This is a genomic window from Paracoccus sp. ME4, assembly GCF_046736325.1.
Classification (GTDB): Bacteria; Pseudomonadota; Alphaproteobacteria; order Rhodobacterales; family Rhodobacteraceae; genus Paracoccus.
Window position 1 is genome coordinate 158819 of sequence record NZ_CP151276.1, and the last position, 21834, is coordinate 180652.

Sequence of the window (21834 nt, forward strand, 5' to 3'; positions counted from 1 at the left end):
GAAAAGAAGGGGTGCGCACCTTCCCTCCGCCGGTGTGAGCCGGATCAGGTTCTACGGGTCCGCTGTCGCGTCTCAGCCCGCATGGGGCACCCCGAGGTGCCCCTGAATGTAGAGGTTTCGCGCGCCCGCGCAAGCGGATAGAAACCGCCCATGACCAGGGACGCGACCGACCAGCCCACGCCGATGATGGCGCAATATCTTGCGATCCGGGAGGCCAATCCCGGCGCGCTGTTGTTCTATCGCATGGGCGATTTCTACGAGATGTTCTTCGACGACGCGGTCGCCGCGGCCGCCGCGCTGGACATCGCGCTGACCAAACGCGGCACGCATCTGGGCGAACCCATCCCGATGTGCGGCGTGCCGGTCCATGCGGCCGAGGGCTATCTGCTGACGCTGATCCGCAAGGGGTTCCGCGTGGCCATTGCCGAACAGATGGAGGACCCCGCCGAGGCCAAGAAGCGCGGGTCGAAATCGGTCGTGGCGCGCGACGTGGTGCGGCTGGTGACGCCGGGCACCCTGACCGAGGAATCGCTGTTGGAGGCGCGGCGGCACAATTACCTGGCGGCCTTCGTGGTGGTCCGCGAGGAGGGCGCGCTGGCTTGGGTCGACATCTCGACCGGCGCGTTTTCGGTGATGGATTGCCCCCTGCCGCGTCTGGCCCCCGAACTGGCGCGGCTGGCCCCGCGCGAGGTGCTGGCCTGCGACACCGGGCTGGAGGAACTGATCGGTGACGCGGGCGCGGTGATGACCGACCTGCATGCCAGCGCCTTCGACAGCAATGCGGGCACGCGGCGGCTTTGCGCGCTGTACGGGGTCGAAACGCTGGATGGGTTCGGCAGCTTCACCCGCGCCGAACTGGCCGCGATGGGCGCCATCGTCGATTATCTGGACATGACGCAGAAGGGCCGCCTGCCGCTGCTGCGCCCGCCGGTGCGCGAACGCGCAGGCGGCGCGATGCAGATCGACGCCGCGACCCGGCGCAACCTGGAGCTGACACAGGCCCTGTCGGGCGGGCGCGAGGGATCCCTGCTGGCGGCCATCGACCGCACGGTGACCGCGCCGGGCGCGCGCCTGCTGGAGCGGCGGATCAGCGCGCCGTCGCGCGATCTGGCGCTGATCGCGGCGCGCCATGATGCGGTGGCGGCGCTGGCGGGGGATGCGCGGCTGCTGGCGGATCTGCGCGGCGCGCTGGCGCGGGTGCCGGACATGGACCGGGCGCTGTCGCGGCTGGCGCTAGACCGGGGCGGCCCGCGCGATCTGGCCGCGATCCGGGCCGGGCTGACGCAGGGCGCGGCCATCGCCGTGCGCCTGCCCGGTGATGCGCCGCCCGTGCTGCGCGATGCGGCGGGCGATCTGGTCGGGCATGAGGCGCTGGTGGACCTCCTGGATGATGCACTGGTGGCCGAGCCGCCTCTGCTGGCGCGGGACGGGGGCTTCGTCGCCGAGGGGCATGACGCCGATCTGGACCAGACCCGCCGGTTGCGCGACGAGGGGCGCGGCGTCATCGCGGGCATGCAGGCCGATTACGCGGCCCTGGCCGGGGTCGGCAGCCTGAAGATCAAGCACAACAACGTCCTGGGCTATTTCATCGAGACGACGACCACCCATGCCGAGCGCATGATGGCCGCGCCCTTGAACCAGACCTTCATCCACCGCCAGACCACCGCGAACCAGATCCGCTTCACCACGGTCGAACTCTCCGAGCTGGAGACCCGCATCCTGAACGCCCGCGACCGTGCGCTGGAGATCGAGCGGGGCATCTTCGACCGCCTGCGGACGGCGATCCTGGATCAGGCGGCGCGGATCGGGCAGGCGGCCCGCGCCCTGGCCGAGATCGACCTGGCCTGCGCCTTTGCCGATCTGGCCTCGGGCGAGGGCTGGGTCCGGCCGCGCGTCGATGACAGCCGCGCCTTCGTCATCGAAGGCGGCCGCCATCCGGTCGTGGAACGCGCGCTGCGCCGCAAGGCGGAAAGCTTCGTCGCCAATGACTGCGACCTGACCACCGGGGCCACGCCCGCGATCTGGTTGCTGACAGGGCCGAACATGGCGGGCAAGTCGACCTTCCTGCGGCAGAACGCGCTGATCGCGGTGCTGGCGCAGGCCGGGGCCTTTGTTCCGGCGCGCGCGGCGCATATCGGGCTGGTCAGCCAGCTGTTTTCCCGCGTGGGCGCCGCCGACGACCTGGCGCGGGGGCGGTCCACCTTCATGGTCGAGATGGTGGAAACGGCCGCGATCCTGAACCAGGCCGATGACCGCGCGCTGGTGATCCTGGACGAGATCGGGCGCGGCACCTCAACCTGGGACGGGCTGTCGATCGCCTGGGCGGTGATGGAGCATCTGCATGCCGCCAACCGCTGCCGGGCGCTGTTCGCCACGCATTACCATGAGATGACGGCGCTGTCGGCCAAGCTGGAGGGCGTCGAGAACGCCACCGTCGCCGTCCGCGAATGGCAGGGCGAGGTGATCTTCCTGCACGAGGTCAGGAAGGGCGCGGCCGACCGCAGCTATGGCGTGCAGGTCGCGCGGCTGGCGGGCCTGCCCTCGTCCGTCGTGGAACGCGCCCGCACCGTCCTGACCGCGCTGGAAAGCGGAGAGCGTCAGTCGGCGCGCCCCGTGGCGCTGATCGACGACCTGCCGCTGTTCCGCGCCGCCCCGCCGCCCGCGACCAAGGCCCGCCCCTTGGATGATCGCCTGAAGGCGGTCCATCCCGACGCCCTGTCCCCGCGCGAAGCGCTGGACCTGATCTATGAGTTGAAAGCCCTGTCCGAGGAGACGCGCCCATGAGCTACAACACCTTCGGCCGCGAGTTCCGCTTCACCACCTGGGGCGAAAGCCACGGCCCGGCCCTGGGCGCGACCGTCGATGGCGTGCCGCCCGGCGTGCCGCTGTCGGAGGAGTATATCCAGCGCTTCATGGACCGCCGCCGCCCCGGCACCTCCAAGCACACCACGCAGCGGCGCGAACCCGACCAGGTGCGCATCCTGTCCGGCGTCTTCGAGGGCGTCACCACCGGCACCGCGATCCAGCTGATGATCGAGAACACCGACCAGCGGTCCAAGGATTATGGCGACATCGCGACCAGCTTTCGCCCCGGTCACGCCGACATCACCTATCATCTGAAATACGGGGTGCGCGATTATCGCGGCGGGGGCCGGTCCTCGGCGCGCGAGACGGCGGCGCGGGTTGCGGCCGGTGCGGTGGCGCAGGCGGTGCTGGGGGCGCTGGTGCCGGAGCTGAGGATCACCGGCTACATGGTGCAGATGGGGGCGATGCATCTGGACCGCGCGCGGCTGGACCTGGGGGCGGTGAACGACAACCCGTTCTTCCTGCCCGATGCGGATGCCGTTCAGGCTTGGTCCGACTATCTGGACGGCATCCGCAAGGATCAGAACAGCGTCGGCGCGGCGATCGAGGTATGCGTTCAGGGCTGCCCGCCGGGCCTCGGCGCGCCGGTCTATGCGAAGCTGGACACCGATCTGGCCGCCGCGATGATGTCGATCAATGCCGTGAAGGCGGTCGAGATCGGCGAGGGAATGGCTTCGGCCGCGCTGACCGGAGTGGCGAACGCGGACGAGATCCGCATGGGGCCGGACGGGCCGGAATTCCTGTCGAACCATGCTGGCGGGATTCTGGGTGGCATTTCGACCGGGCAGGACATCGTCGTGCGCTTCGCGATCAAGCCGACCAGCTCGATCACCACGCCGCGCCGCTCGATCAATGCGCGCGGAGAGGAGATCGACGTGATCACCAAGGGCCGCCACGACCCTTGCGTGGGCATCCGTGCCGTGCCGGTGGCCGAGGCGATGGCCGCCTGCGTCATCCTGGACCACCTGCTGATGGACCGGGCGCAGACAGGCGGGGTTCGCGGTCAGATCGGCTGATCGGCCAAAAACGCGTCCACTTCGGCGCGGGTGGGGATGGCATCGCCCGCCCCCGCGCGCGTCACCTTGAGCGCCGCTGCCCCTGAGGCCAGCCGCAGGGCGGCGGCGACATCCGCCCCGCCGTCCAGCGCCGCCGCGAAATAGCCCGCGAAGGTGTCGCCCGCGCCGGTCGTGTCCACAGGCGTCACGCGGAACGAGGGCTGCTCATGCACTTGGCCCGTGGTCAGGTCACGGTATTCAGCGCCGTCGCCGCCGCGGGTGATCAGCAGGCCCTGCACCGGCAGGTCGCCGGAGACGCCCGCGAAAAGCTGCTCCGCCTCTCCGGCGTTCATCGCCAGGATCGACACATGGGGCAGGACCGCGCGCACCGCCTCCAGATCGAAGGGGGCGGCGGAATAGATCACGCGCGCGCCCTGCGCCTGTGCCGCGCGGGCGGCAGCGACCTGGCCGTTCGTCTCGTTCTGGATCAGGAGCGTATCGGTGGGGGTCAGGGCGGAGAGGGCCTGCGTCAGCGCGGCCTCGTCGATGGCGCGGTTCGCGCCGGGGTGGATGACGATGGCGTTCTCGGCCTCCGCATCCAGGAGGATGATCGCGTGGCCCGTGGCCTGATCCTCCAGCCGGGCGACATGGCCCATGTCCACGCCCGCCTGCGCCAGCCGGTCGCGCACCCAGTCATCGCCCGTGCCCATGGCACCCAGGTGATGCGTGACCGCGCCCGCGCGCGCCGCGGCGACCGACTGGTTCGCGCCCTTGCCGCCCAGGCCCTGCGCATAGCCGCGCGAGGCCAGCGTCTCTCCGGGCTTGGGCAGGCTCTCCAGCCGATAGACATGGTCGATGTTGATCGAGCCCAGGTTCCAGATTGCCATGCACGCCTCCGCCGTTTGGCGGCCATGTGACCGGGCAGGCCCAGCCTTGTCCAGATGTGAAAAGACGCGCCCGTTGCGGGGCGCGTCCTGTCGGGTCGGCCTGTCCGGGGATCAGGCGGACAGCTTGCCCTTGTGCGGCGCCCAGAGCCGCTTGTTGACCAGATAGAGCAGCGCGGTTAGCACCAAGAGGAACAGCACCGCGACCAGGCCTACGGACTTGCGGTCCATCAGCTTGGGTTCGGCCGTCCACATCAGGAAGGCGGCGACGTCCATGGACATCTGGTCCACGGTGGCCTCGGTGCCGTCCTCATAGGTGACCTGACCGTCCGACAGCGGCGCGGCCATGCTGATCCAGCCGCCCGGGAAGGCGGTGTTCTCGTGCAGCAGCACGCCAGCCTGTTCCTGATCCTCGCCGGTGTAGCTGGTCAGCAGGGCGTGGATGTATTCCGGACCGCCCATGCCCTTGACCAGCTGGTTGATGCCGGTGCCGTAGGGGCCGTGAAAGCCCGCGCGCGCCTTGGCCATCAGCGACAGGTCCGGGCCCATGCCCATTCCCGAGGTGCTGGGGAAGGGGTCGGTGATGGTGCGCGGACGCTCCTCTCCGGTGGCCTCGTCCATGATCGGCAGCAGGTTCGCGGCATAGGCGCGGACCTGATCCTCGGGCAGGCCGGGGCCGCCCTCGTCGGACAGGGTGCGGATCGGGACGTATTTCAGGCCGTGGCAGGCCGAGCAGACCTCGGTATAGACCTGAAGGCCGCGCTGCAGCTGGAACTGGTCGAACGCCCCAAACGGACCCTCGTGCGGGAAGGCCACATCCTCGATATGGCCTCCCTCGCCTGCGGCCAGCGCCGGCCCGGCCAGTCCAAGGGCCGTGACGGCGGCGAACGCGAATGCTTTCAGCATGATCCTGGGTCCTCTCATTCGGCCGGCTGCGACAGGCCGGTCGAGCCGCCCTTGTGCGCGTAATGTGCGTTGAAGTCTTCCTCGATGGTCGCGGGCATCGGTTCGGGCTTCTCGATCACGCCCAAGAGCGGCAGGATGACCAGGAAATAGGCGAACCAGTAGGCCGACCCGGCCAGCGCGATGTAGGGATAGATCCCCTCGGCCGGCATGGCGCCCGCCCACATCAGGATGATGAAGTCGGCGGCCAGGATCCAGAACCACCACTTGAACTGCGGACGATAGCGGCCCGAGCGCACGCGGCTGGTGTCCAGCCAAGGCGCGAGGCCCATCACCAGGATGGCGCCGAACATCGCCAGCACGCCGAAGAACTTGGCGTCGACGATGCCGAAGGTCACGAACTGGACCAGCTGGACCAGCCACACCTCGGCGTCGAAGGCGCGCAGGATCGCGTAGAAGGGCAGGAAGTACCATTCGGGAACGATATGCGCGGGCGTGGCCAGCGCGTTCGCCTCGATGTAGTTGTCCGGGTGACCCAGATAGTTCGGCATGAAGCCCACGACCGCGAAGAACACGGCCAGGATCAGCGCCAGGGCGAACAGGTCCTTGATGACGAAGTAGGGCCAGAAGGGCAGGGTGTCCTTGGCGGCCTCGTCCTTGCTGGTGCGGCGCACCTCGATGCCCGTCGGGTTGTTGTTGCCCGTCGAGTGGAAGGCCCACACATGCACGATCACCAGGCCCGCGATGATGAAGGGCAGCAGGTAGTGCAGCGAGAAGAAGCGGTTCAGCGTCGCGTTGCCGACCGCCGGCCCGCCCAGGAGCCAGGTCTGCAGCGTCTCGCCCACGCCGGGGATGGCGCCGAAGAGGCCGGTGATCACGGTCGCGCCCCAGAAGGACATCTGACCCCAGGGCAGCACATAGCCCATGAAGGCCGTGGCCATCATCAGGACGTAGATCAGCATGCCGATGATCCAGGTGACCTCGCGCGGGGCCTTGTAGCTGCCGTAGTAGAGGCCGCGGAAGATGTGCAGATACACCGCCACGAAGAACAGCGACGCGCCGTTCATGTGGATGTAGCGCAGCATGTAGCCGCCGTTGACGTTGCGCATGATGTGCTCGACGCTGGCGAAGGCCATGTCGACATGCGGGGTGTAGTGCATCACCAGCACGATCCCGGTGATGATCTGCAGCGCCAGGCAGAAGACCAGGACGATGCCCCAGATCCACATCCAGTTCAGGTTCTTGGGCGTGGGGATCATCAGCGTGTCGTAGAGCACGCCGGCCACGGGCAGGCGGCGGTGCAGCCAGCGTTCGAAGCCCGATTTGGGCTCGTAATGGTCGTGCGGAATTCCGGCCATGATAACCCTCCTTAGCCCAGCTGAATCGTGGTGTCGTTCAGGAACGACGCCGTCGGGATGTGCATGTTCTGCGGCGCGGGGCCGCGGCGGATGCGGCCCGCCGTGTCGTAGTGGCTGCCGTGGCAGGGGCAGAACCAGCCGCCGAAATCGCCCGCGCCGTCACCGATGGGCACGCAGCCCAGATGCGTGCAGACGCCGATCTGGACCAGCCATTCGCCGGTCTCGTCCAGGGCGCGGTTCTCGTCCGTGGCGGGGGCCGAGGCATCCAGGTTGGGGTTCTGGGCGTTCTGGTCGGGCAGTTCGCTGAGATCGACGGCGCGGCCAGCCTCGATCTCCTCGGGGGTGCGGCGGCGGATGAACACGGGCTTGCCCAGGAACAGGACGGTGATCTGCGACCCGGGGGCCACGCCGCTGACATCGACCTGGATCGAGGCCAGCGCCTGCACGTCGGCCGACGGGTTCATCTGGTTCACAAGCGTCCAGGCGGCGGCACCGGCGGCCACCGTGCCTGCGCCCGCCGCGGCATAATAGAGGAAATCCCTCCGGGTGCCTACGTGGTCATCTGCGTGGGACACGGGTCATACTCCAATTCGGGCCGAGAGACAGGCCGATACGACATTCCGGGCCACGTCCGAAACGCAGCCTTCGCGGGGCGGTTCTAGCCTTCAATTTCCCGTCAGTCCAGATGATATGCCCGCGCGCGCCCGCGCAATTCGCGCCACCCGATTGAAATGCCACGCCCGGCGCGGCCCGCAATGCGGCGGCCGGTCACAGCAGTCCTTTCGCCCGGAAGGACAGCTCGCGCGACTTGCCGATGATCAGGTGGTCGTGGATGGTGATTCCCATGCTGTCGGCCGCCTGCGCGATGCGCGCGGTCATCGCGATGTCGCTGTCCGAGGGCGTCGGGTCGCCCGAGGGGTGGTTGTGGACCAGGATCAGCGCAGACGCGTTCAGCTCCAGCGCGCGGCGGATGATCTCGCGCGGATAGACGGGGACATGGTCGACGGTGCCGCGGCCCTGCTCCTCGTCGGCGACGAGGACGTTCTTGCGGTCCAAGTAGAGGACGCGGAACTGCTCGATCTCGCGATGGGCCATGGCCGTGTGGCAGTAGTCCAGCAGCGCCTGCCAGCTGGACAGGACCGGGCGGTGCAGGATGCGGGCGCGGGCCATGCGCTGCGCTGCGGCCTCCACGATCTTCAGCTCGGTCACGACGGCGGGTCCGACGCCCTCGACCGCCATCAGGCGCGGGGGCGGTGCGGTGAGGACGCGGTTGAAATCGCCGAAGGTCTCGATCAGGCGGCGGGCCAGGGGTTTCACGTCCTGGCGCGGGATGGCGCGGAACAGGATCAGCTCCAGCATCTCGTAATCGGGCATCGCCTCGGCGCCGCCGGTCAGGAACCGCTCGCGCAGGCGCGCCCGGTGATCGGCCAGATAGGACGGGGCGCCCTTGGCCGCGACGGCAGGCTGCGCGACGTCGTCCGCAGCGGGCGCGAACAGAGGCAGGGGCATTTCACCAAAGGCGCGATTCGGGTCCATGGCCGTCAGCATGGTCCCGAACCGGTAAAGGAAGGGTTAAGCCCTCAGCGGGTCATCCCCTCCCAGAAACTTTTCACCTTGTCGAAGAAGCCGTCCGACTGAGGGCTGTTGTCGGCCTTCTCGGCCTCGAACTCGCGCAGCAGCTCGCGCTGGCGCGCGGTCAGGTTCACCGGGGTCTCGACGGTCAGCTCGATCAGCATGTCGCCGAAATCGCCCTGCGCGCCCGGACCGTGGCGCAGCGGCGGCATGCCCTTGCCGCGCAGGCGCATCTGCTTGCCGGTCTGGCTGCCGGCGGCGACCTTCACGCGCGCCCGGCCGCCGTCGATGGTCGGCACCTCGACCTCGCCGCCCAGGGCGGCGGTCGCCATGCTGACCGGCACCTGGCAGGCCAGCGTCTTGCCCTCGCGCAGGAAGATCGTGTGCTCGGCCACGTCGATGAAGATGTAGAGATCGCCCGACGGCCCGCCGCGCAGGCCCGCCTCGCCCTCGCCGGCCAGGCGGATGCGGGTGCCGGTCTCGACGCCGGCGGGGATGTTCACCGACAGCGCCCGGTCGCGTTCGATCCGGCCCGCGCCGTGGCAGGCCTTGCAGGGGTTCTTGACGATCTGCCCCGCGCCGCCGCAGGTCGGGCAGGTGCGCTCGACCGTGAAGAAGCCCTGCTGGGCGCGGACCTTGCCCATGCCCGCGCAGGTCGGGCAGGCGGCGGGCTGGGATGCGCCCTCGGCGCCCGTGCCGCTGCACTCGCCGCAGGCGACCGAACCGGGGACGGTGATCGGCTTCTGGACGCCGCGATAGGCCTCCTCCAGCGTGACGCGCAGGTTGTAGCGCAGGTCCTGGCCGCGCTGCGCGCGTGCCCGGCCGCCACCCCCGCCGCCGCCGCGGCCCATCATGTCGCCGAACAGATCCTCGAACACGTCGGCGAAGGCCGCGCCGAAATCGCCTGGATGCTGGCCGCGGCCACCGCCGCCGCCGCCCATGCCGCCCTCGAAGGCGGCATGACCGAAGCGGTCATAGGCGGCCTTCTTGTGGTCGTCCTTGAGGCAGTCATAGGCCTCGTTCACTTCCTTGAAGCGGGCCTCGGCGCTGGCATCGTCCTGATTGCGGTCGGGATGCAGCTCCTTGGCCTTGGTGCGATAGGCCTTCTTGATCTCGTCGGCCCCGGCCCCGCGCGTGACCCCGAGCACCTCGTAATAGCAACGCTTGCCCATGTCTCGTCCTGTTCAGCTGCCCCAAAGAACAGGCCGGCCCGCGGAGGGGCCGGCCCTTTGAGGGAAGCGGCCCTCTGATCAGCCGCGCTTCTTGTCTTCGCCCAGATCCTCGAAATCGGCGTCGACGATGTCGTCATCCACGTCGCGGGCGCTGTCGCCCTCGTCGCGGGCCGCGTCGCCCGACTGCTGCGACTTGTAGATCGCCTCACCCAGACGCATGGAGGCGTCCATGACGTTCTGGATGCCCGAGCGAATCTTGCCCGGATCCTCGGACTTGACCGATTCCTCCAGCGCGCCGATAGCCAGCTCGATCGCCTCGACGGTCGAGCTGTCGACCTTGTCGCCATGCTCGTCCAGCGACTTCTTGGTCGAATGGATCAGGCTCTCGGCCTGGTTCTTGGCCTCGACCAGCTCGCGGCGGTTCTTGTCGGCGTCGGCATTGGCCTCGGCATCCTTCACCATCCGCTCGATATCCTCGTCGGTCAGACCGCCCGAGGCCTGGATGGTGATGTTCTGCTCCTTGCCGGTGCCCTTGTCCTTGGCAGAGACCGAGACGATGCCGTTGGCGTCGATGTCGAAGGTCACCTCGATCTGGGGCATGCCGCGCGGTGCCGGCGGGATGTCCTCCAGGTTGAACTGGCCCAGCATCTTGTTGTCCGCGGCCATCTCGCGCTCGCCCTGGAAGACGCGGATGGTGACCGCGTTCTGGTTGTCCTCGGCGGTCGAGAAGACCTGGCTCTTCTTGGTCGGGATCGTGGTGTTGCGGTCGATCAGGCGGGTGAACACGCCGCCCAGGGTCTCGATGCCCAGGGACAGCGGCGTCACGTCCAGCAGCACGACGTCCTTGACGTCACCCTGCAGCACGCCGGCCTGGATCGCGGCGCCCAGGGCCACGACCTCGTCGGGGTTCACGCCCTTGTGGGGCTCCTTGCCGAAGAACTCGGTGACCTCGGCCACGACCTTGGGCATGCGGGTCATGCCGCCGACCAGGACGACCTCGTCGATGTCGGCCTTGGAGCAGCCGGCGTCCTTCAGCGCGTCCTGGACGGGCTTCATGGTGCGCTTGATCAGGTCCGACACCAGGCTTTCCAGCTTGGCGCGGGTCAGCTTGACCACCAGGTGCAGCGGCGTGCCGCTGTTCTTGTCCATCGAGATGAACGGCTGGTTGATCTCGGTCTGGCTGGAGGAGGACAGCTCGATCTTGGCCTTCTCGGCGGCTTCCTTCAGGCGCTGGAGGGCCATCTTGTCCTTGGACAGATCGACGCCGTGCTCCTTCTTGAACTCGTCAGCCAGATAGTTGACGATCCGCATGTCGAAGTCTTCGCCGCCCAGGAAGGTGTCGCCGTTCGTCGACTTGACCTCGAACAGGCCGTCATCGATCTCCAGGATGGTGATGTCGAAGGTGCCGCCGCCGAGGTCATAGACCGCGATCGTCTTGGTCTCCTTCTTGTCCAGGCCATAGGCCAGGGCTGCCGCGGTCGGCTCGTTGATGATGCGCAGCACCTCGAGGCCGGCGATCTTGCCGGCGTCCTTGGTGGCCTGACGCTGTGCGTCGTTGAAATAGGCCGGAACGGTGATCACGGCCTGGGTCACGGTCTCGCCCAGGTAGGATTCGGCGGTTTCCTTCATCTTCTGCAGGATCATCGCGCTGACCTGCGCCGGAGAGTACTTCTCGTCCTTGACCTCGACCCAGGCATCGCCGTTGCCACCGTCCGCAATGGTGTAGGGGACCAGCTTGCGGTCCTTCTCGACGGCCTCGTCGCCCATGCGGCGGCCGATCAGGCGCTTGACGGCGAAGACGGTGTTGGTGGGGTTGGTCACGGCCTGGCGCTTGGCGGGCTGGCCGACCAGGCGCTCGCCATCGGTGAAGCCGACGATCGAGGGGGTCGTGCGCGCACCCTCGCTGTTCTCGATGACCTTGGGCTGGCTGCCGTCCATGATGGCCACGCAGCTGTTGGTGGTGCCGAGGTCGATGCCGATAACTTTGGACATGTGATTAAACCTTCTCTTGCGGCGATATGCTGGACATCGGGTCCGTTGCGGCCCCCGAAGGCCGATCCCTTGCGTGAATGACCCGGAACCTCCGGGCCGCTTCGGGGGTGTATATAGGGATGCAATTCGGCCCCGCAAGCCGTGCCGCGCCGCAAAATCCGCGCCAAAGCGCCAGATTCGGCGGTTCCGGTCCGGCCGGCGCGGCGCGCCCCTACTGCGTCGCGCTCCAGCTGATGGATTCGTACTTGCGGGTGGTGAAGTTGATCAGCAGCCCCACCATCAGGCAGGCGATCGACACCCAGAGCGGATAGTAGAGGCTGGTCTTGTGGGGGGTGTAGTTGATGAACATGAAGCCCCGCTCCTGGTCGATCAGGTGGAACAGCGGGTTCCAGTCGAACCAGACCAGAAGGAAGTTCGGCATGGTGTTGGCCAGGAAGAACTTGCCCGAGGCGATCATGTTCACCCGCTGATAGAGGTTGGTCACGACCTTGCAGGCCGAGGGCGACCACGGCCGGATCCCCAGCAGCACCAGCCCCACGCAGCAGCCCGAGAACCAGGCCAGCATGAACAGCGCCCCGGCGCCGACCGGATGCTCGATCGTGATCGGCGTGAACAGGACGTGATAGGCGCCGAGCAGCACCAGGAGGCTGGCGACCTGGCGGTAGAGCGCCGCCAGCGCCGCCCCCGAGATCAGCACCGCCGCGTTCAGCGGCTCGTGCTTGATGATGCCCGACGAGATCGAGTGGCTGCCCGCCACCGCGCCCACCGTCTGGACATGCGTCATGAAGATGAAGATGCCCGACATGATGTAGAGCAGGAAGTCCCCGCGCAGCGGCGCGCTCTTGATGCCGATCATCGAATAGATCGTGACGAGGACCAGGATCATCAGGGTCTGCTGAAGCACGGCCAGCAGGATGCCCACGGCGGCGTTCCGATGCTCGGTGCGCAGGTTGTAGACCGTCTGGTGATAGATCAGCGCCAGCGTGGTGAAGCCGGCCTGGAACATGGTCCTGCTCTGGCGCTGTTGGAACAAGGGTGGCACTCCGTCGGATGGATCGGCAGTCCGTCGGCCGTTCGTCGCCCGACGCTTGCCGATGGGGGGCGCTGCGATCATAAGAAGGACGGGGCCGCGGCACAATCCGGCGACGCGTGTCCCCGGCCCGGCAGTGAAAGGAAAGTGCATGGAATTCGATCGATTGACCGCCGAGATGCGGCGTCTGGCGCTTCAGGCGGGGGCGCGGATCATGGAGATCTATCAGGCCGACGATTTCGACATCCGTGCCAAGTCCGACGATTCGCCCGTGACCGCCGCCGACGAGGCCGCCGACGCGCTGATCTCGGCCGGGCTGCGCGCGGCCTTTCCGGACGTGGCCCTGGTCACCGAGGAGCAGGCCGAGACCCACGGCCAGGACCTGCGCACCTTCCTGATCGTCGATCCGCTGGACGGCACCAAGGAGTTCGTGCAGCGCCGCGGCGACTTCACCGTGAACATCGCCTATGTCGAGGACGGCGTGCCGCTGCGCGGGGTCGTCTATGCCCCGGCCAAGGAGCGGCTGTTCTACACCACCGCCGACGGCGGCTCGGTCGAGGAGAAGGGTCCCTTCGGCGATCGGCCCGGAGAGACCCACCCCATCGGCGTGAACCCGATGCCCGACAACCGCGGCCTGATGGTCGTGGCGTCCAAGTCGCATCGCGACGCGGCGACCGACGCCTATATCGACCGCTACGGCGTGCGCGACATGACCAGCGCGGGCAGCTCGCTGAAGTTCTGCCTGGTGGCGACGGGCGAGGCCGACCTCTATCCGCGCCTCGGCCGCACGATGGAGTGGGACACGGCGGCGGGCGACGCGGTGCTGCGCGGCGCGGGCGGCGCGGTCGTGCGCTTCGACGACCATGCCCCGCTGGCCTATGGCAAGCCCGGTTTCGAGAATCCGTTCTTCATCGCCTATGCCCCGGGCGTCCTGCTGGTGAAGGAATAACATGTCGGTCGTCGTCGTCATCCCGGCCCGTCATGCTTCCACCCGCTATCCGGGCAAGCCGCTGGTCGAGCTGCGCGGCGCGGGCGGAGAGGCGCGCAGCCTGATCCGGCGCAGCTGGGACGCGGCCATGGCGGTCGCGGGAATCGACCGCGTGATCGTCGCCACCGACGACGCGCGCATCCGCGACCACGCGCAGGCCTTCGGCGCCGAGGTCGCGATGACCAGCCCCGACTGCCGCAACGGCACCGAGCGCTGCGCCGAGGCGGTGGCGGTGCTGGGCCTGACCCCCGAGATCGTGGTGAACCTGCAGGGCGATGCGCCGCTGACGCCCGCCTGGTTCGTCGAGGAGCTGGTCGCGGGCCTGCGCGCGGACGCAGAAGCCGATGTGGCCACGCCCGTGCTGCGCTGCACCGGGGCGATGCGCGCCGACCTGATCGCGGACCGCATGGCCGGCCGCGTGGGCGGCACCACGGCGGTGTTCGGGCATGACGGCCGGGCGCTCTACTTCTCCAAGGAGGTCGTGCCCTTCGTGCCCCATCCCGTGGCGCCCGACGCGGCCAGCCCGGTCTTCCACCATGTGGGCGTCTATGCCTATCGCCCCGCGGCGCTGGCCGATTACGCGACCTGGCCCGAGGGCGTGCTGGAGCGGCTGGAGGGGCTGGAGCAGCTGCGCTTCCTGGAGCGCGGCCGCCGGGTCCTGTGCGTCGAGGTCGAGGCGCGCGGACGGCAGTTCTGGGAACTGAACAACCCCGAGGATGTTTCACGCCTGCAGCAGATGATGCGGCAGATGAACATGGCGTGACCTTTTCGCAGCCCCGAAGCCCGGAAATGATGAAATCTTTGCATATTCCGGGCGCAATCGCTTGGCGGCAAGCTGCCTAGGGAATAACCTGTCCATTGTCATTGATGTCGCGGTCTGATTAGGCATCGACGCTATTGCGGTGGGACAGGTCCCGCCGAACAATCAGAGGTATCCGTCATGGGTCGCAAGGTCACGAAAGCCATTTTTCCTGTTGCCGGATTGGGGACCCGGTTTCTGCCCACCACCAAGAGCATCCCCAAGGAGATGCTGTCGCTGGTGGACAAGCCCCTGATCCAGTACGCGATCGACGAGGCCCGTGCCGCCGGCATCAAGGAGTTCATCTTCGTCACCTCGCGTGGCAAGGGTTCGCTCGAGGATTACTTCGACCATGCCCATGAGCTGGAGGCCAGCCTGAAGAAGTCCGGCAAGACCGAGCTTCTGGAGATTCTGCGCGCCACGAACATGGAATCGGGCGCCATCGCCTACATCCGTCAGCACAAGGCCCTGGGCCTCGGCCACGCCGTCTGGTGCGCCCGCCGCCTGCTGTCGGACGACGAGCCCTTCGCGGTCGTGCTGACGGACGACGTCATCCAGGGCGAGCCGCCCTGCCTGCAGCAGATGATCGAGGCCTATGGCGAGACCGGCGGCAGCATGGTCGCCACGATGGAGGTCGCCCCCGAGAAGGCCAAGGCCTATGGCGTGCTGGACATCGCCGAGGACATGGGCGCCATCGTCCGTGCCAAGGGCATGGTCGAGAAGCCCGCCACCGGCACGCAGCCGTCGAACCTGGCGGTGATCGGCCGCTACATCCTGGCGCCGACGGTGATGAAGAACCTCAACAAGCTGAAGCAGGGCGCCGGCGGCGAGATCCAGCTGACCGACGCCATCGCCGAGGAGATCCAGGCGGGCCGCGACGTGTTCGGCCTGCGCTTCCGCGGCCAGCGCTTCGACTGCGGCTCCAAGGCGGGCTTCCTGCAGGCGACGGTGGCCTTCGGACTGGAGCGCGACGAGCTGAAGGACGAGTTCGCGGAGTATCTCCACGAGGTCATGGCGATGCGCAAGGCGGCCGAGTAATCCATGACCCGGACGGTACTGGTGACGGGCGGGGCGGGCTATATCGGCTCGCACGCCTGCAAGGCGCTGGCGGCGGCGGGCTATCTGCCCGTCACGCTGGACAACTTCTCGACCGGCTGGCGCGATGCGGTCAAGTTCGGTCCCGTGGTCGAGGCGGACCTGATGGACCGCGCGGCGCTGGATGCGGCCTTTGCCGAACACAGGCCCGTGGCCGTGCTGCATTTCGCGGCCCTGTCGCAGGTGGGCGAGGCCATGGCCGAACCCGGCAAGTACTGGCGCAACAACGTCGCGGGTTCGCTGAACCTGATCGAGGCCGCGATCGCCGCGGGCTGCCTGGACTTCGTCTTCAGCTCGACCTGCGCGACCTATGGCGACCGCGACGGCGAGGTTCTGGACGAGGATACGCCGCAGGCGCCGCTGAACGCCTATGGCGCCTCCAAGCGCGCGATCGAGGACATGCTGGCCGATTTCCGCGCCTCGCACGGGCTGCGCTCGGTCATCTTCCGCTACTTCAACGTCGCGGGCGCCGATCCCGAGGGTGAGGTGGGCGAGTTCCACCGCCCCGAGACGCATCTGATCCCGCTGATCCTGGACGCGGTGGACGGCAAGCGCGCGGCGCTGACCATCCACGGCACCGACTATCCGACGCCCGACGGCACCTGCATCCGCGACTATGTCCATGTGATGGACCTGGTCGATGCGCATGTGAAGGGGCTGGAATGGCTGCGCGCGGGCAAGGACAGCCGGGTCTTCTGCTTGGGCACGGGCGACGGCTTCTCGGTCCGCGAGGTGGTGGACGCCACCCGCGCCATCACCAACCGCGAGGTGCCGATGGTCGACGGCCCCCGCCGGGGCGGCGACGCGGTCAAGCTGGTCTGCGGCAGCCGCCGCGCCAAGCAGGACCTGGGCTGGTCGCCGGACCGATCGACCATGCCGCAGATGATCGCGGATGCTTGGCGCTGGCACCAGTCGGGCGATTACCGGCGGTGACCCCGCGCGCGGCGTGGCAGGCCTATCGCCTGCGCTGGAAACGCCGCGAACTGATCTGGCGCGCCGTCCGGGCGCGCCGGGACCTGCACCCGGTGGCCGACCGCAGCGCCGCGATCCGGCCCGGGGACGTGCTGGTCGTGGCGGTCCTGCGCAACGAGGCCGCGCATCTGCCGGGCTTCCTGTCCCATTACCGCGCCCTGGGGGCCGGGCATTTCCTGATCGTCGACAATGACAGCACCGACGGGTCTGACCGGCTGCTGGCGGATCAGCCCGACGTGTCGCTGTGGCGGACCGGCGCCGGCTATCGCGGGGCGCGCTTCGGCATGGACTGGGCGATGGCGCTGCTGCGGCGCCACGGACGCGGGCATTGGTGCGTCACCGTCGATGCCGACGAACTGCTGGTCTATCCGCATCACGACACCCGGCCGCTGCCCCGCCTGGTCGAGGACCTGGCGCGGGCGGGGATGGACGGCATGGGCGCGATCATGCTGGACCTGGTGCCCACCGGCCCGGTCGGCACGGCCGACGCCCCGCCCGGCGCGCCGCTGACCGAGCGTCTGCCGTGGTTCGATCCGGGTCCCTGGCGGGCCAGCCGCATGATGCCGCGCCGCAACCTGTGGGTGCAGGGCGGGGTCCGCGACCGGGTGTTCTTCGCCGACCGCCCGCGGCGCGCGCCGACGATGAACAAGCTGCCCCTGATCCGCTGGACCGGGCGCGAGGCCTATGTGAACTCCACCCATTCCATCCTGCCGCCCCGGCTGAACATGCTCTATGACGGGCCGGGCGACCCGCGCCTGTCGGGGGCGCTGCTGCACGGCAAGTTCCTGCCCGACATCGTCGCCAAATCGACCGAGGAGCTGGACCGCCGCCAGCACTTCGCCGATCCCGCGGCCTATGCCGACTATCACCGCGCGGTGGCGGCGGGGCCGGTGCTGCGCGGGCCATCATCGCTGCGCTATGAGGGCTGGCGGCAGCTGGTCGGGCTGGGTCTGATGGGCACAGGTGACGGGGATGCGTAACCAAACCCGCTGAAAAGGCTTGCCAAGGCGGATAGGCCTGCACATTGCTAGGTCCATGATGTGCTGCTCCGTGACCCCAGACCGGCCAGGCCCCGCGTGATGCGTCCAAGTCGCCTGCCCCTGTTCGATCGCCTGCGGCGCCGCGCGGAACGGCAGTATCTGGTCGTGCGCGCCTTCAACCGGCGCCGTGCGCTGAAATCCGTGGTGAACCGCACCGCCCAGATCCGCAAGGGCGACATCCTGGCCTTCGTGACCCTGCGCAACGAACGGGTACGGCTGCCGTGGTTCCTGGACTATTACCGCAATCTGGGCGTGAATCACTTCCTGTTCGTGAACAATAACAGCAGCGACGGCAGCGGAAACTATCTCTCCGAACAGCCCGACGTGTCGCTGTGGTGGACCAATGCCGGCTACAAGCGGTCGCGCTTCGGCATGGACTGGATCAACCGCCTGTTGATGCGATACGGCAGCGGCCATTGGTGCCTGACGGTCGATCCCGATGAGTTCCTGATCTATCCGCATTGCGATTCGCGTCCGCTGCCGGCGTTGACCGACTGGCTGGACGCGTCGGGGCGGCGCAGCTTTCCGGCCATGCTGCTGGACATGTATCCCCGCGGCGCCATCGAGGATCACCCCTACGAAGAGGGCGCCGACCCCTTCACCATCGCGCGCTGGTTCGATCCGGCGAACTACACGATCAGCAAGAACCGCCATTACGGCAACCTGTGGATCCAGGGCGGTCCGCGCACGCGCAAGTTCTTCACCGCCGATCCGCTGGCGGGACCGGCCCTGAACAAGACGCCCCTGGTCAAGTGGCACTGGCGCTATGCCTATGTCAGCTCGACCCACATGCTGCTGCCGCGGCACCTGAACCTGGTCTATGACGAGGATGGCGGCGAGATGGCCTCGGGCTGCCTGCTGCATGCCAAGTTCCTCTCGACCTTTGCCGAGAAGTCGGCCGAGGAGCTGGACCGCCGTCAGCATTACGCCAACAGCAAGGAATACAAGGCCTATCACGCCGGGCTGCGCGGCGGCACCGACCTGTGGTGCAGCGAATCGCGCGAATACGACGATTGGCGGCAGCTGGAGGATCTGGGCCTGATCTCGCGGGGGAACTGGGCATGATGCGCCGCGACGTCCGTCTGGGGGTGATCCTGCTCTGTCACGACAGGCTGGACGTGGCGGCGCGGATGGCGCGCATCTGGGTCGAGGGCGGCGCCCGCGTCGCGATCCATGTCGATGCCAAGACCTCCGCGCGCGCCGTGGCGCGGTTGCAGGCCGATCTGGCCGACCTGCCGGGCGTCGTCCATTCGCGCCGCCACCCCTGCGACTGGGGGCGCTTCAGCCTGGTGCGCGCGACCCAGGATGCGGCCCGGCTGCTGCTGGACAGCCATCCCGACGTCACCCATGTCTATCTGGCCTCGGGCTCGTGCCTGCCGCTGCGCCCGGTGCGCGACCTGGCCGCCTATCTGGCGCAGGACCCCGCCTGCGACCATATCGAGAGCGTCAGCGCGCTGGATGTCGGCTGGACCGTCGGCGGGCTGAACGAGGAGCGCTTCACGCTGTTCTATCCGGTGGACTGGCGCAAGCGGCGCTGGCTGTTCGACCGGCTGGTCGACTGGCAGCGGCGTCTGGGCATCCGCCGCCGCCTGCCGCGCGGGCTGACGCCGCATCTGGGCTCGCAATGGTGGTGCCTGACCGCGGCAACGCTACGGGCGATCCTGGACGATCCCCGCCGGGCCGAGTTCGACCGGTTCTTCCGGCTGTCCTGGATCCCGGACGAGAGCTATTTCCAGACGCTGGCGCGCCGCCACGCCATCCGCATCGAGAGCCATTCCCTGACCCTGGCCAAGTTCGACCATGACGGGCGGCCCTATCTGCTCTACGACGATCACGCCCTGATGCTGGAGGAGTCGCGCTGCTTCGTGGCGCGCAAGGTCTGGCCGCGCGCCGCGCATCTCCTGGCGCATTTCCCGCGCCCCGCGGGGGCTGTGCCCGACCCCGCCCCGCCGCAGCCGCAGCGGATCGAGCGTCTGATCAACCGCACCGTGCGCCGCCGCCTGCTGGGGCGGCCCGGCCTCTACATGCAGTCGCGCTTTCCCCGCAAGGATGCCGAGAACGGCAAGACATCGGCGGCCTATGCGGTCTTCCAGGGATTCTCGGACATCTTCCCCGATTTCGAGGGCTGGCTGGCCGAACGTCTGGACGCGGATGTGCACGGCCACCTGCTGGGCCCCGAGACGGTCGAGTTCGCCGGCCGCCCGGCGATCGGGCCGGGGGCGATCTCCTCCAGCACGCTGATCCGCGACCGCGACCCGCACGGCTTCCTGACCGCGCTGATCCGCATCACGGCGCGCATGCAGGTCTTCCAGTTCAGCCCGCGCGACAACCAGGCGCTGAACTGGTTCATGGCCACCGATCCGAACGCCCATATCCACGTGGTGACCGGGGCGTGGATGCTGCCGCTGCTGGAATCCGACATGCCCTTCGACGACATCCGCCGCATCACCGCCCATCTGCAGCGGGCCGAGATCGCGCAGCTGGACGTGCTGAACTCGGTCTGGGTCAAGGCGCGCGTCCATGTCCATGAGCTGACCGACTTTCTGGCCCGTCCGCAGGAGATGCTGGTCCAGTCGCTGCAGCACCTGCCGCTGCGCGGGGGCGCGATGGGCGACATGCCCCGCATGCGCGACCTGCACGGCCTGGCCGAACTGCTGCGGCGGCTGCGCAATTCGGGCCTGCGCCCGCGCCTGTCGGGCGACGCCATCCCCCTTCCCGAGATCTCCCTGCCCGAAAGGACCGCCGCCGAATGACCCGCCCCTTCCGCCGCTTCGTGATCTTTGCCGAGATGCGCACCGGGTCGAACCTGCTGGAGGCGACGCTGAACGGGCTGCGCGGCATCACCTGCTTCGGCGAGGCGTTCAACCCCTACATGATGGGCTGGCCCGACAAGGACGAGCTGCAGGGCATCACCCGCCAGCAGCGCGAGGCCGACCCCATGGTCCTGCTGGACCGGCTGTTCGACAAGCCGGACCACCTGCCGGGGTTCCGCTACTTCCACGACCACGATCCGCGGGTCTTCGACGCGATCATGCACGACGCCACCTGCGCCAAGATCGTGCTGACGCGCAATCCGTTGGACAGCTATGTCTCGACCCGCCTGGCGCGCGAGACGAACCAGTGGAAGCTGAACGAGACCGAGACCCCGATCCCCGCCGCCACCCGATATGATGGCCCCGAGTTCCGCGACATGGTCGCCGCGGTCGAGCGGTTCCAGCGGCGCGTGATGCACCGCCTGCAGGTGACGGGGCAGGTGGCCTTCTGGCTGGGCTATGACGACCTGCGCGATGCGGACGTGATGACCGGGCTGGTCCACTGGCTGGGCCGCACCGACATCCCGCGCGTGGAACCGGCCAGCGACCAGGTGCCCCAGAACCCGCGCGAGCTGGCCGAGAAGGTCACCAATTTCGACGAGATGCAGCAGGACCTGCACCGGCTGGACCCGTTCATGCTGCGCCGCATTCCGAACTTCGAGCCGCGCCGCGGCCCCTCGGTGCCCAGCTTCCAGGCGGTCGAGGCCGGGCGCGGGCTGATCCACATGCCGGTCCGCGGCGGTCCGGCGGGCGCGCTGCGCATCTGGATGGAGGGGCTGGGTCCGGTCAGCGGCGACTTCACCCAGACCAGCCTGCGCCAGTGGAAGCGCGCGCATCCCGGCCATCGCAGCTTCGCGGTGCTGCGCCATCCGCTGCACCGCGCCTGGACGGCGTTCCGGCAGCTGCTGTCGGACGGTCAGCCGGAGCTGCGCCAGCTGATGCGGACGGTGCATCGCGTGGCCCTGCCGCCGGACGAGGCGCTGGCAGGGCTGACGCGGCAGGAGCAGATCGCGCTGTTCGCGTCCTTCCTGGCCTTTCTCAAGCGCAACCTGAACGGTCAGACGACCCTGCCCACCCCCGCCGCATGGGCCAGCCAGTCGGAGGTTATCGCGGGCTTCACCCGCGTGGCCACCCCCGACATGCTGATCCGCGAGGACCGGCTGGCCGAGGACCTGTCGGTGCTGTGCCGCGCCGCGGGGATCGCCGATCCGGGGCTGGATCGCCTGCCGGCGTCGCAGATGCCCGATTTCCTGCGCGAACCCGCGCTGCTGCAGGCCGCGCGCCAGGCCTATCTGCGCGACTACATCGCCTTCGGCTTCGAGGACGGGGGCGCGGCCTGACGGTCGCGCCCCGGCC

The 21834-nt window shown here is 68.5% G+C and carries 18 protein-coding genes and 1 riboswitch; of the genes, 10 read left to right on the top strand and 8 right to left on the bottom strand.

Going from position 1 to position 21834, the window contains the following annotated elements:
* Positions 1-4: 4 nt before the first annotated feature.
* Positions 5-104, bottom strand: a riboswitch (TPP riboswitch).
* A 46-nt stretch (positions 105-150) separates the two neighbouring features.
* Both mutS and aroC read left to right on the top strand, forming a co-directional pair.
* Complete coding sequence (mutS, locus tag AACG61_RS00785; RefSeq protein WP_411838130.1) at positions 151-2784, top strand: DNA mismatch repair protein MutS; 2634 nt, start codon at positions 151-153, stop codon at positions 2782-2784.
* Entirely contained in the window at positions 2781-3881 is a 1101-nt protein-coding gene (gene aroC, locus AACG61_RS00790) for a chorismate synthase (RefSeq protein ID WP_411838131.1), read from the top strand. Before mutS ends, aroC begins: the two co-directional genes overlap by 4 nt.
* Here the strand turns inward: aroC and AACG61_RS00795 are convergent.
* The 8 genes from AACG61_RS00795 to AACG61_RS00830 form a co-directional block, all read right to left on the bottom strand.
* The gene (locus AACG61_RS00795) at positions 3869-4747 is read right to left on the bottom strand and encodes a ribokinase (protein WP_411838132.1); all 879 of its coding nucleotides are present in this window, start codon (positions 4745-4747) and stop codon (positions 3869-3871) included. The two genes, aroC and AACG61_RS00795, sit on opposite strands and share 13 nt — an antisense overlap.
* 111 nt (positions 4748-4858) lie before the next feature.
* Entirely contained in the window at positions 4859-5650 is a 792-nt protein-coding gene (locus AACG61_RS00800) for a cytochrome c1 (protein WP_411838133.1), read from the bottom strand.
* A gap of 14 nt (positions 5651-5664) precedes the next feature.
* On the bottom strand, positions 5665-7005 hold the full coding sequence (locus AACG61_RS00805) for a cytochrome b (RefSeq protein WP_411838134.1): 1341 nt from the start codon (positions 7003-7005) through the stop codon (positions 5665-5667).
* 11 nt (positions 7006-7016) lie between these two features.
* Positions 7017-7580, bottom strand: a complete 564-nt coding sequence (gene petA / locus AACG61_RS00810) for a ubiquinol-cytochrome c reductase iron-sulfur subunit (RefSeq protein WP_411838135.1) — start codon at positions 7578-7580, stop codon at positions 7017-7019.
* A gap of 193 nt (positions 7581-7773) precedes the next feature.
* Positions 7774-8541, bottom strand: a complete 768-nt coding sequence (radC, locus tag AACG61_RS00815; protein WP_411838136.1) for a RadC family protein — start codon at positions 8539-8541, stop codon at positions 7774-7776.
* Positions 8542-8585: 44 nt separating this feature from the next.
* The gene (gene dnaJ, locus AACG61_RS00820) at positions 8586-9749 is read right to left on the bottom strand and encodes a molecular chaperone DnaJ (protein WP_411838137.1); all 1164 of its coding nucleotides are present in this window, start codon (positions 9747-9749) and stop codon (positions 8586-8588) included.
* Positions 9750-9827: 78 nt separating this feature from the next.
* A complete protein-coding gene (gene dnaK / locus AACG61_RS00825) occupies positions 9828-11741 on the bottom strand; it encodes a molecular chaperone DnaK (protein ID WP_411838138.1) in 1914 nt (637 codons plus the stop codon).
* Positions 11742-11952: 211 nt separating this feature from the next.
* The gene (locus tag AACG61_RS00830) at positions 11953-12774 is read right to left on the bottom strand and encodes an ABC transporter permease (RefSeq protein ID WP_411838139.1); all 822 of its coding nucleotides are present in this window, start codon (positions 12772-12774) and stop codon (positions 11953-11955) included.
* A gap of 148 nt (positions 12775-12922) precedes the next feature.
* On the opposite strand from AACG61_RS00830, the gene cysQ reads away from it, so the two are divergent.
* The 8 genes from cysQ to AACG61_RS00870 all read left to right on the top strand — a co-directional run bounded on the left by cysQ (position 12923) and on the right by AACG61_RS00870 (position 21818).
* Positions 12923-13720 (top strand): 3'(2'),5'-bisphosphate nucleotidase CysQ, encoded by a 798-nt coding sequence (gene cysQ, locus AACG61_RS00835; protein ID WP_411838140.1) that lies wholly within the window; start codon positions 12923-12925, stop codon positions 13718-13720.
* Between the two features lies 1 nt (position 13721).
* Positions 13722-14522, top strand: a complete 801-nt coding sequence (locus AACG61_RS00840) for a 3-deoxy-manno-octulosonate cytidylyltransferase (protein ID WP_411838141.1) — start codon at positions 13722-13724, stop codon at positions 14520-14522.
* Between the two features lie 177 nt (positions 14523-14699).
* Positions 14700-15596 (top strand): UTP--glucose-1-phosphate uridylyltransferase, encoded by an 897-nt coding sequence (locus AACG61_RS00845; protein ID WP_411838142.1) that lies wholly within the window; start codon positions 14700-14702, stop codon positions 15594-15596.
* A 3-nt stretch (positions 15597-15599) separates the two neighbouring features.
* On the top strand, positions 15600-16586 hold the full coding sequence (galE, locus tag AACG61_RS00850) for a UDP-glucose 4-epimerase GalE (RefSeq protein WP_411838143.1): 987 nt from the start codon (positions 15600-15602) through the stop codon (positions 16584-16586).
* On the top strand, positions 16550-17605 hold the full coding sequence (locus AACG61_RS00855) for a glycosyltransferase family 2 protein (RefSeq protein ID WP_411838144.1): 1056 nt from the start codon (positions 16550-16552) through the stop codon (positions 17603-17605). The genes galE and AACG61_RS00855 overlap by 37 nt, the downstream gene beginning before the upstream one ends.
* A 99-nt stretch (positions 17606-17704) precedes the next feature.
* Entirely contained in the window at positions 17705-18730 is a 1026-nt protein-coding gene (locus AACG61_RS00860) for a glycosyltransferase family 2 protein (protein ID WP_411838145.1), read from the top strand.
* Complete coding sequence (locus AACG61_RS00865) at positions 18727-20418, top strand: beta-1,6-N-acetylglucosaminyltransferase (protein ID WP_411838147.1); 1692 nt, start codon at positions 18727-18729, stop codon at positions 20416-20418. The genes AACG61_RS00860 and AACG61_RS00865 overlap by 4 nt, the downstream gene beginning before the upstream one ends.
* Positions 20415-21818 carry a hypothetical protein gene (locus AACG61_RS00870; protein ID WP_411838148.1) on the top strand — a complete coding sequence of 468 codons (1404 nt, stop codon included), beginning with the start codon at positions 20415-20417 and terminating at the stop codon, positions 21816-21818. The genes AACG61_RS00865 and AACG61_RS00870 overlap by 4 nt, the downstream gene beginning before the upstream one ends.
* Positions 21819-21834 lie beyond the last annotated feature (16 nt).

What these genes read in the sequence shown, in the direction of transcription:
- mutS (WP_411838130.1), top strand. Translation starts at nt 151, where the DNA reads ATGACCAGGGACGCGACCGACCAGCCCACGCCGATGATGGCGCAATAT.
- aroC (WP_411838131.1), top strand. Translation starts at nt 2,781, where the DNA reads ATGAGCTACAACACCTTCGGCCGCGAGTTCCGCTTCACCACCTGGGGC.
- AACG61_RS00795 (WP_411838132.1), bottom strand. Translation starts at nt 4,747, where the DNA reads ATGGCAATCTGGAACCTGGGCTCGATCAACATCGACCATGTCTATCGG.
- AACG61_RS00800 (WP_411838133.1), bottom strand. Translation starts at nt 5,650, where the DNA reads ATGCTGAAAGCATTCGCGTTCGCCGCCGTCACGGCCCTTGGACTGGCC.
- AACG61_RS00805 (WP_411838134.1), bottom strand. Translation starts at nt 7,005, where the DNA reads ATGGCCGGAATTCCGCACGACCATTACGAGCCCAAATCGGGCTTCGAA.
- radC (WP_411838136.1), bottom strand. Translation starts at nt 8,541, where the DNA reads ATGGACCCGAATCGCGCCTTTGGTGAAATGCCCCTGCCTCTGTTCGCG.
- dnaJ (WP_411838137.1), bottom strand. Translation starts at nt 9,749, where the DNA reads ATGGGCAAGCGTTGCTATTACGAGGTGCTCGGGGTCACGCGCGGGGCC.
- dnaK (WP_411838138.1), bottom strand. Translation starts at nt 11,741, where the DNA reads ATGTCCAAAGTTATCGGCATCGACCTCGGCACCACCAACAGCTGCGTG.
- cysQ (WP_411838140.1), top strand. Translation starts at nt 12,923, where the DNA reads ATGGAATTCGATCGATTGACCGCCGAGATGCGGCGTCTGGCGCTTCAG.
- AACG61_RS00840 (WP_411838141.1), top strand. Translation starts at nt 13,722, where the DNA reads ATGTCGGTCGTCGTCGTCATCCCGGCCCGTCATGCTTCCACCCGCTAT.
- AACG61_RS00845 (WP_411838142.1), top strand. Translation starts at nt 14,700, where the DNA reads ATGGGTCGCAAGGTCACGAAAGCCATTTTTCCTGTTGCCGGATTGGGG.
- galE (WP_411838143.1), top strand. Translation starts at nt 15,600, where the DNA reads ATGACCCGGACGGTACTGGTGACGGGCGGGGCGGGCTATATCGGCTCG.
- AACG61_RS00860 (WP_411838145.1), top strand. Translation starts at nt 17,705, where the DNA reads ATGCGTCCAAGTCGCCTGCCCCTGTTCGATCGCCTGCGGCGCCGCGCG.
- AACG61_RS00865 (WP_411838147.1), top strand. Translation starts at nt 18,727, where the DNA reads ATGATGCGCCGCGACGTCCGTCTGGGGGTGATCCTGCTCTGTCACGAC.
- AACG61_RS00870 (WP_411838148.1), top strand. Translation starts at nt 20,415, where the DNA reads ATGACCCGCCCCTTCCGCCGCTTCGTGATCTTTGCCGAGATGCGCACC.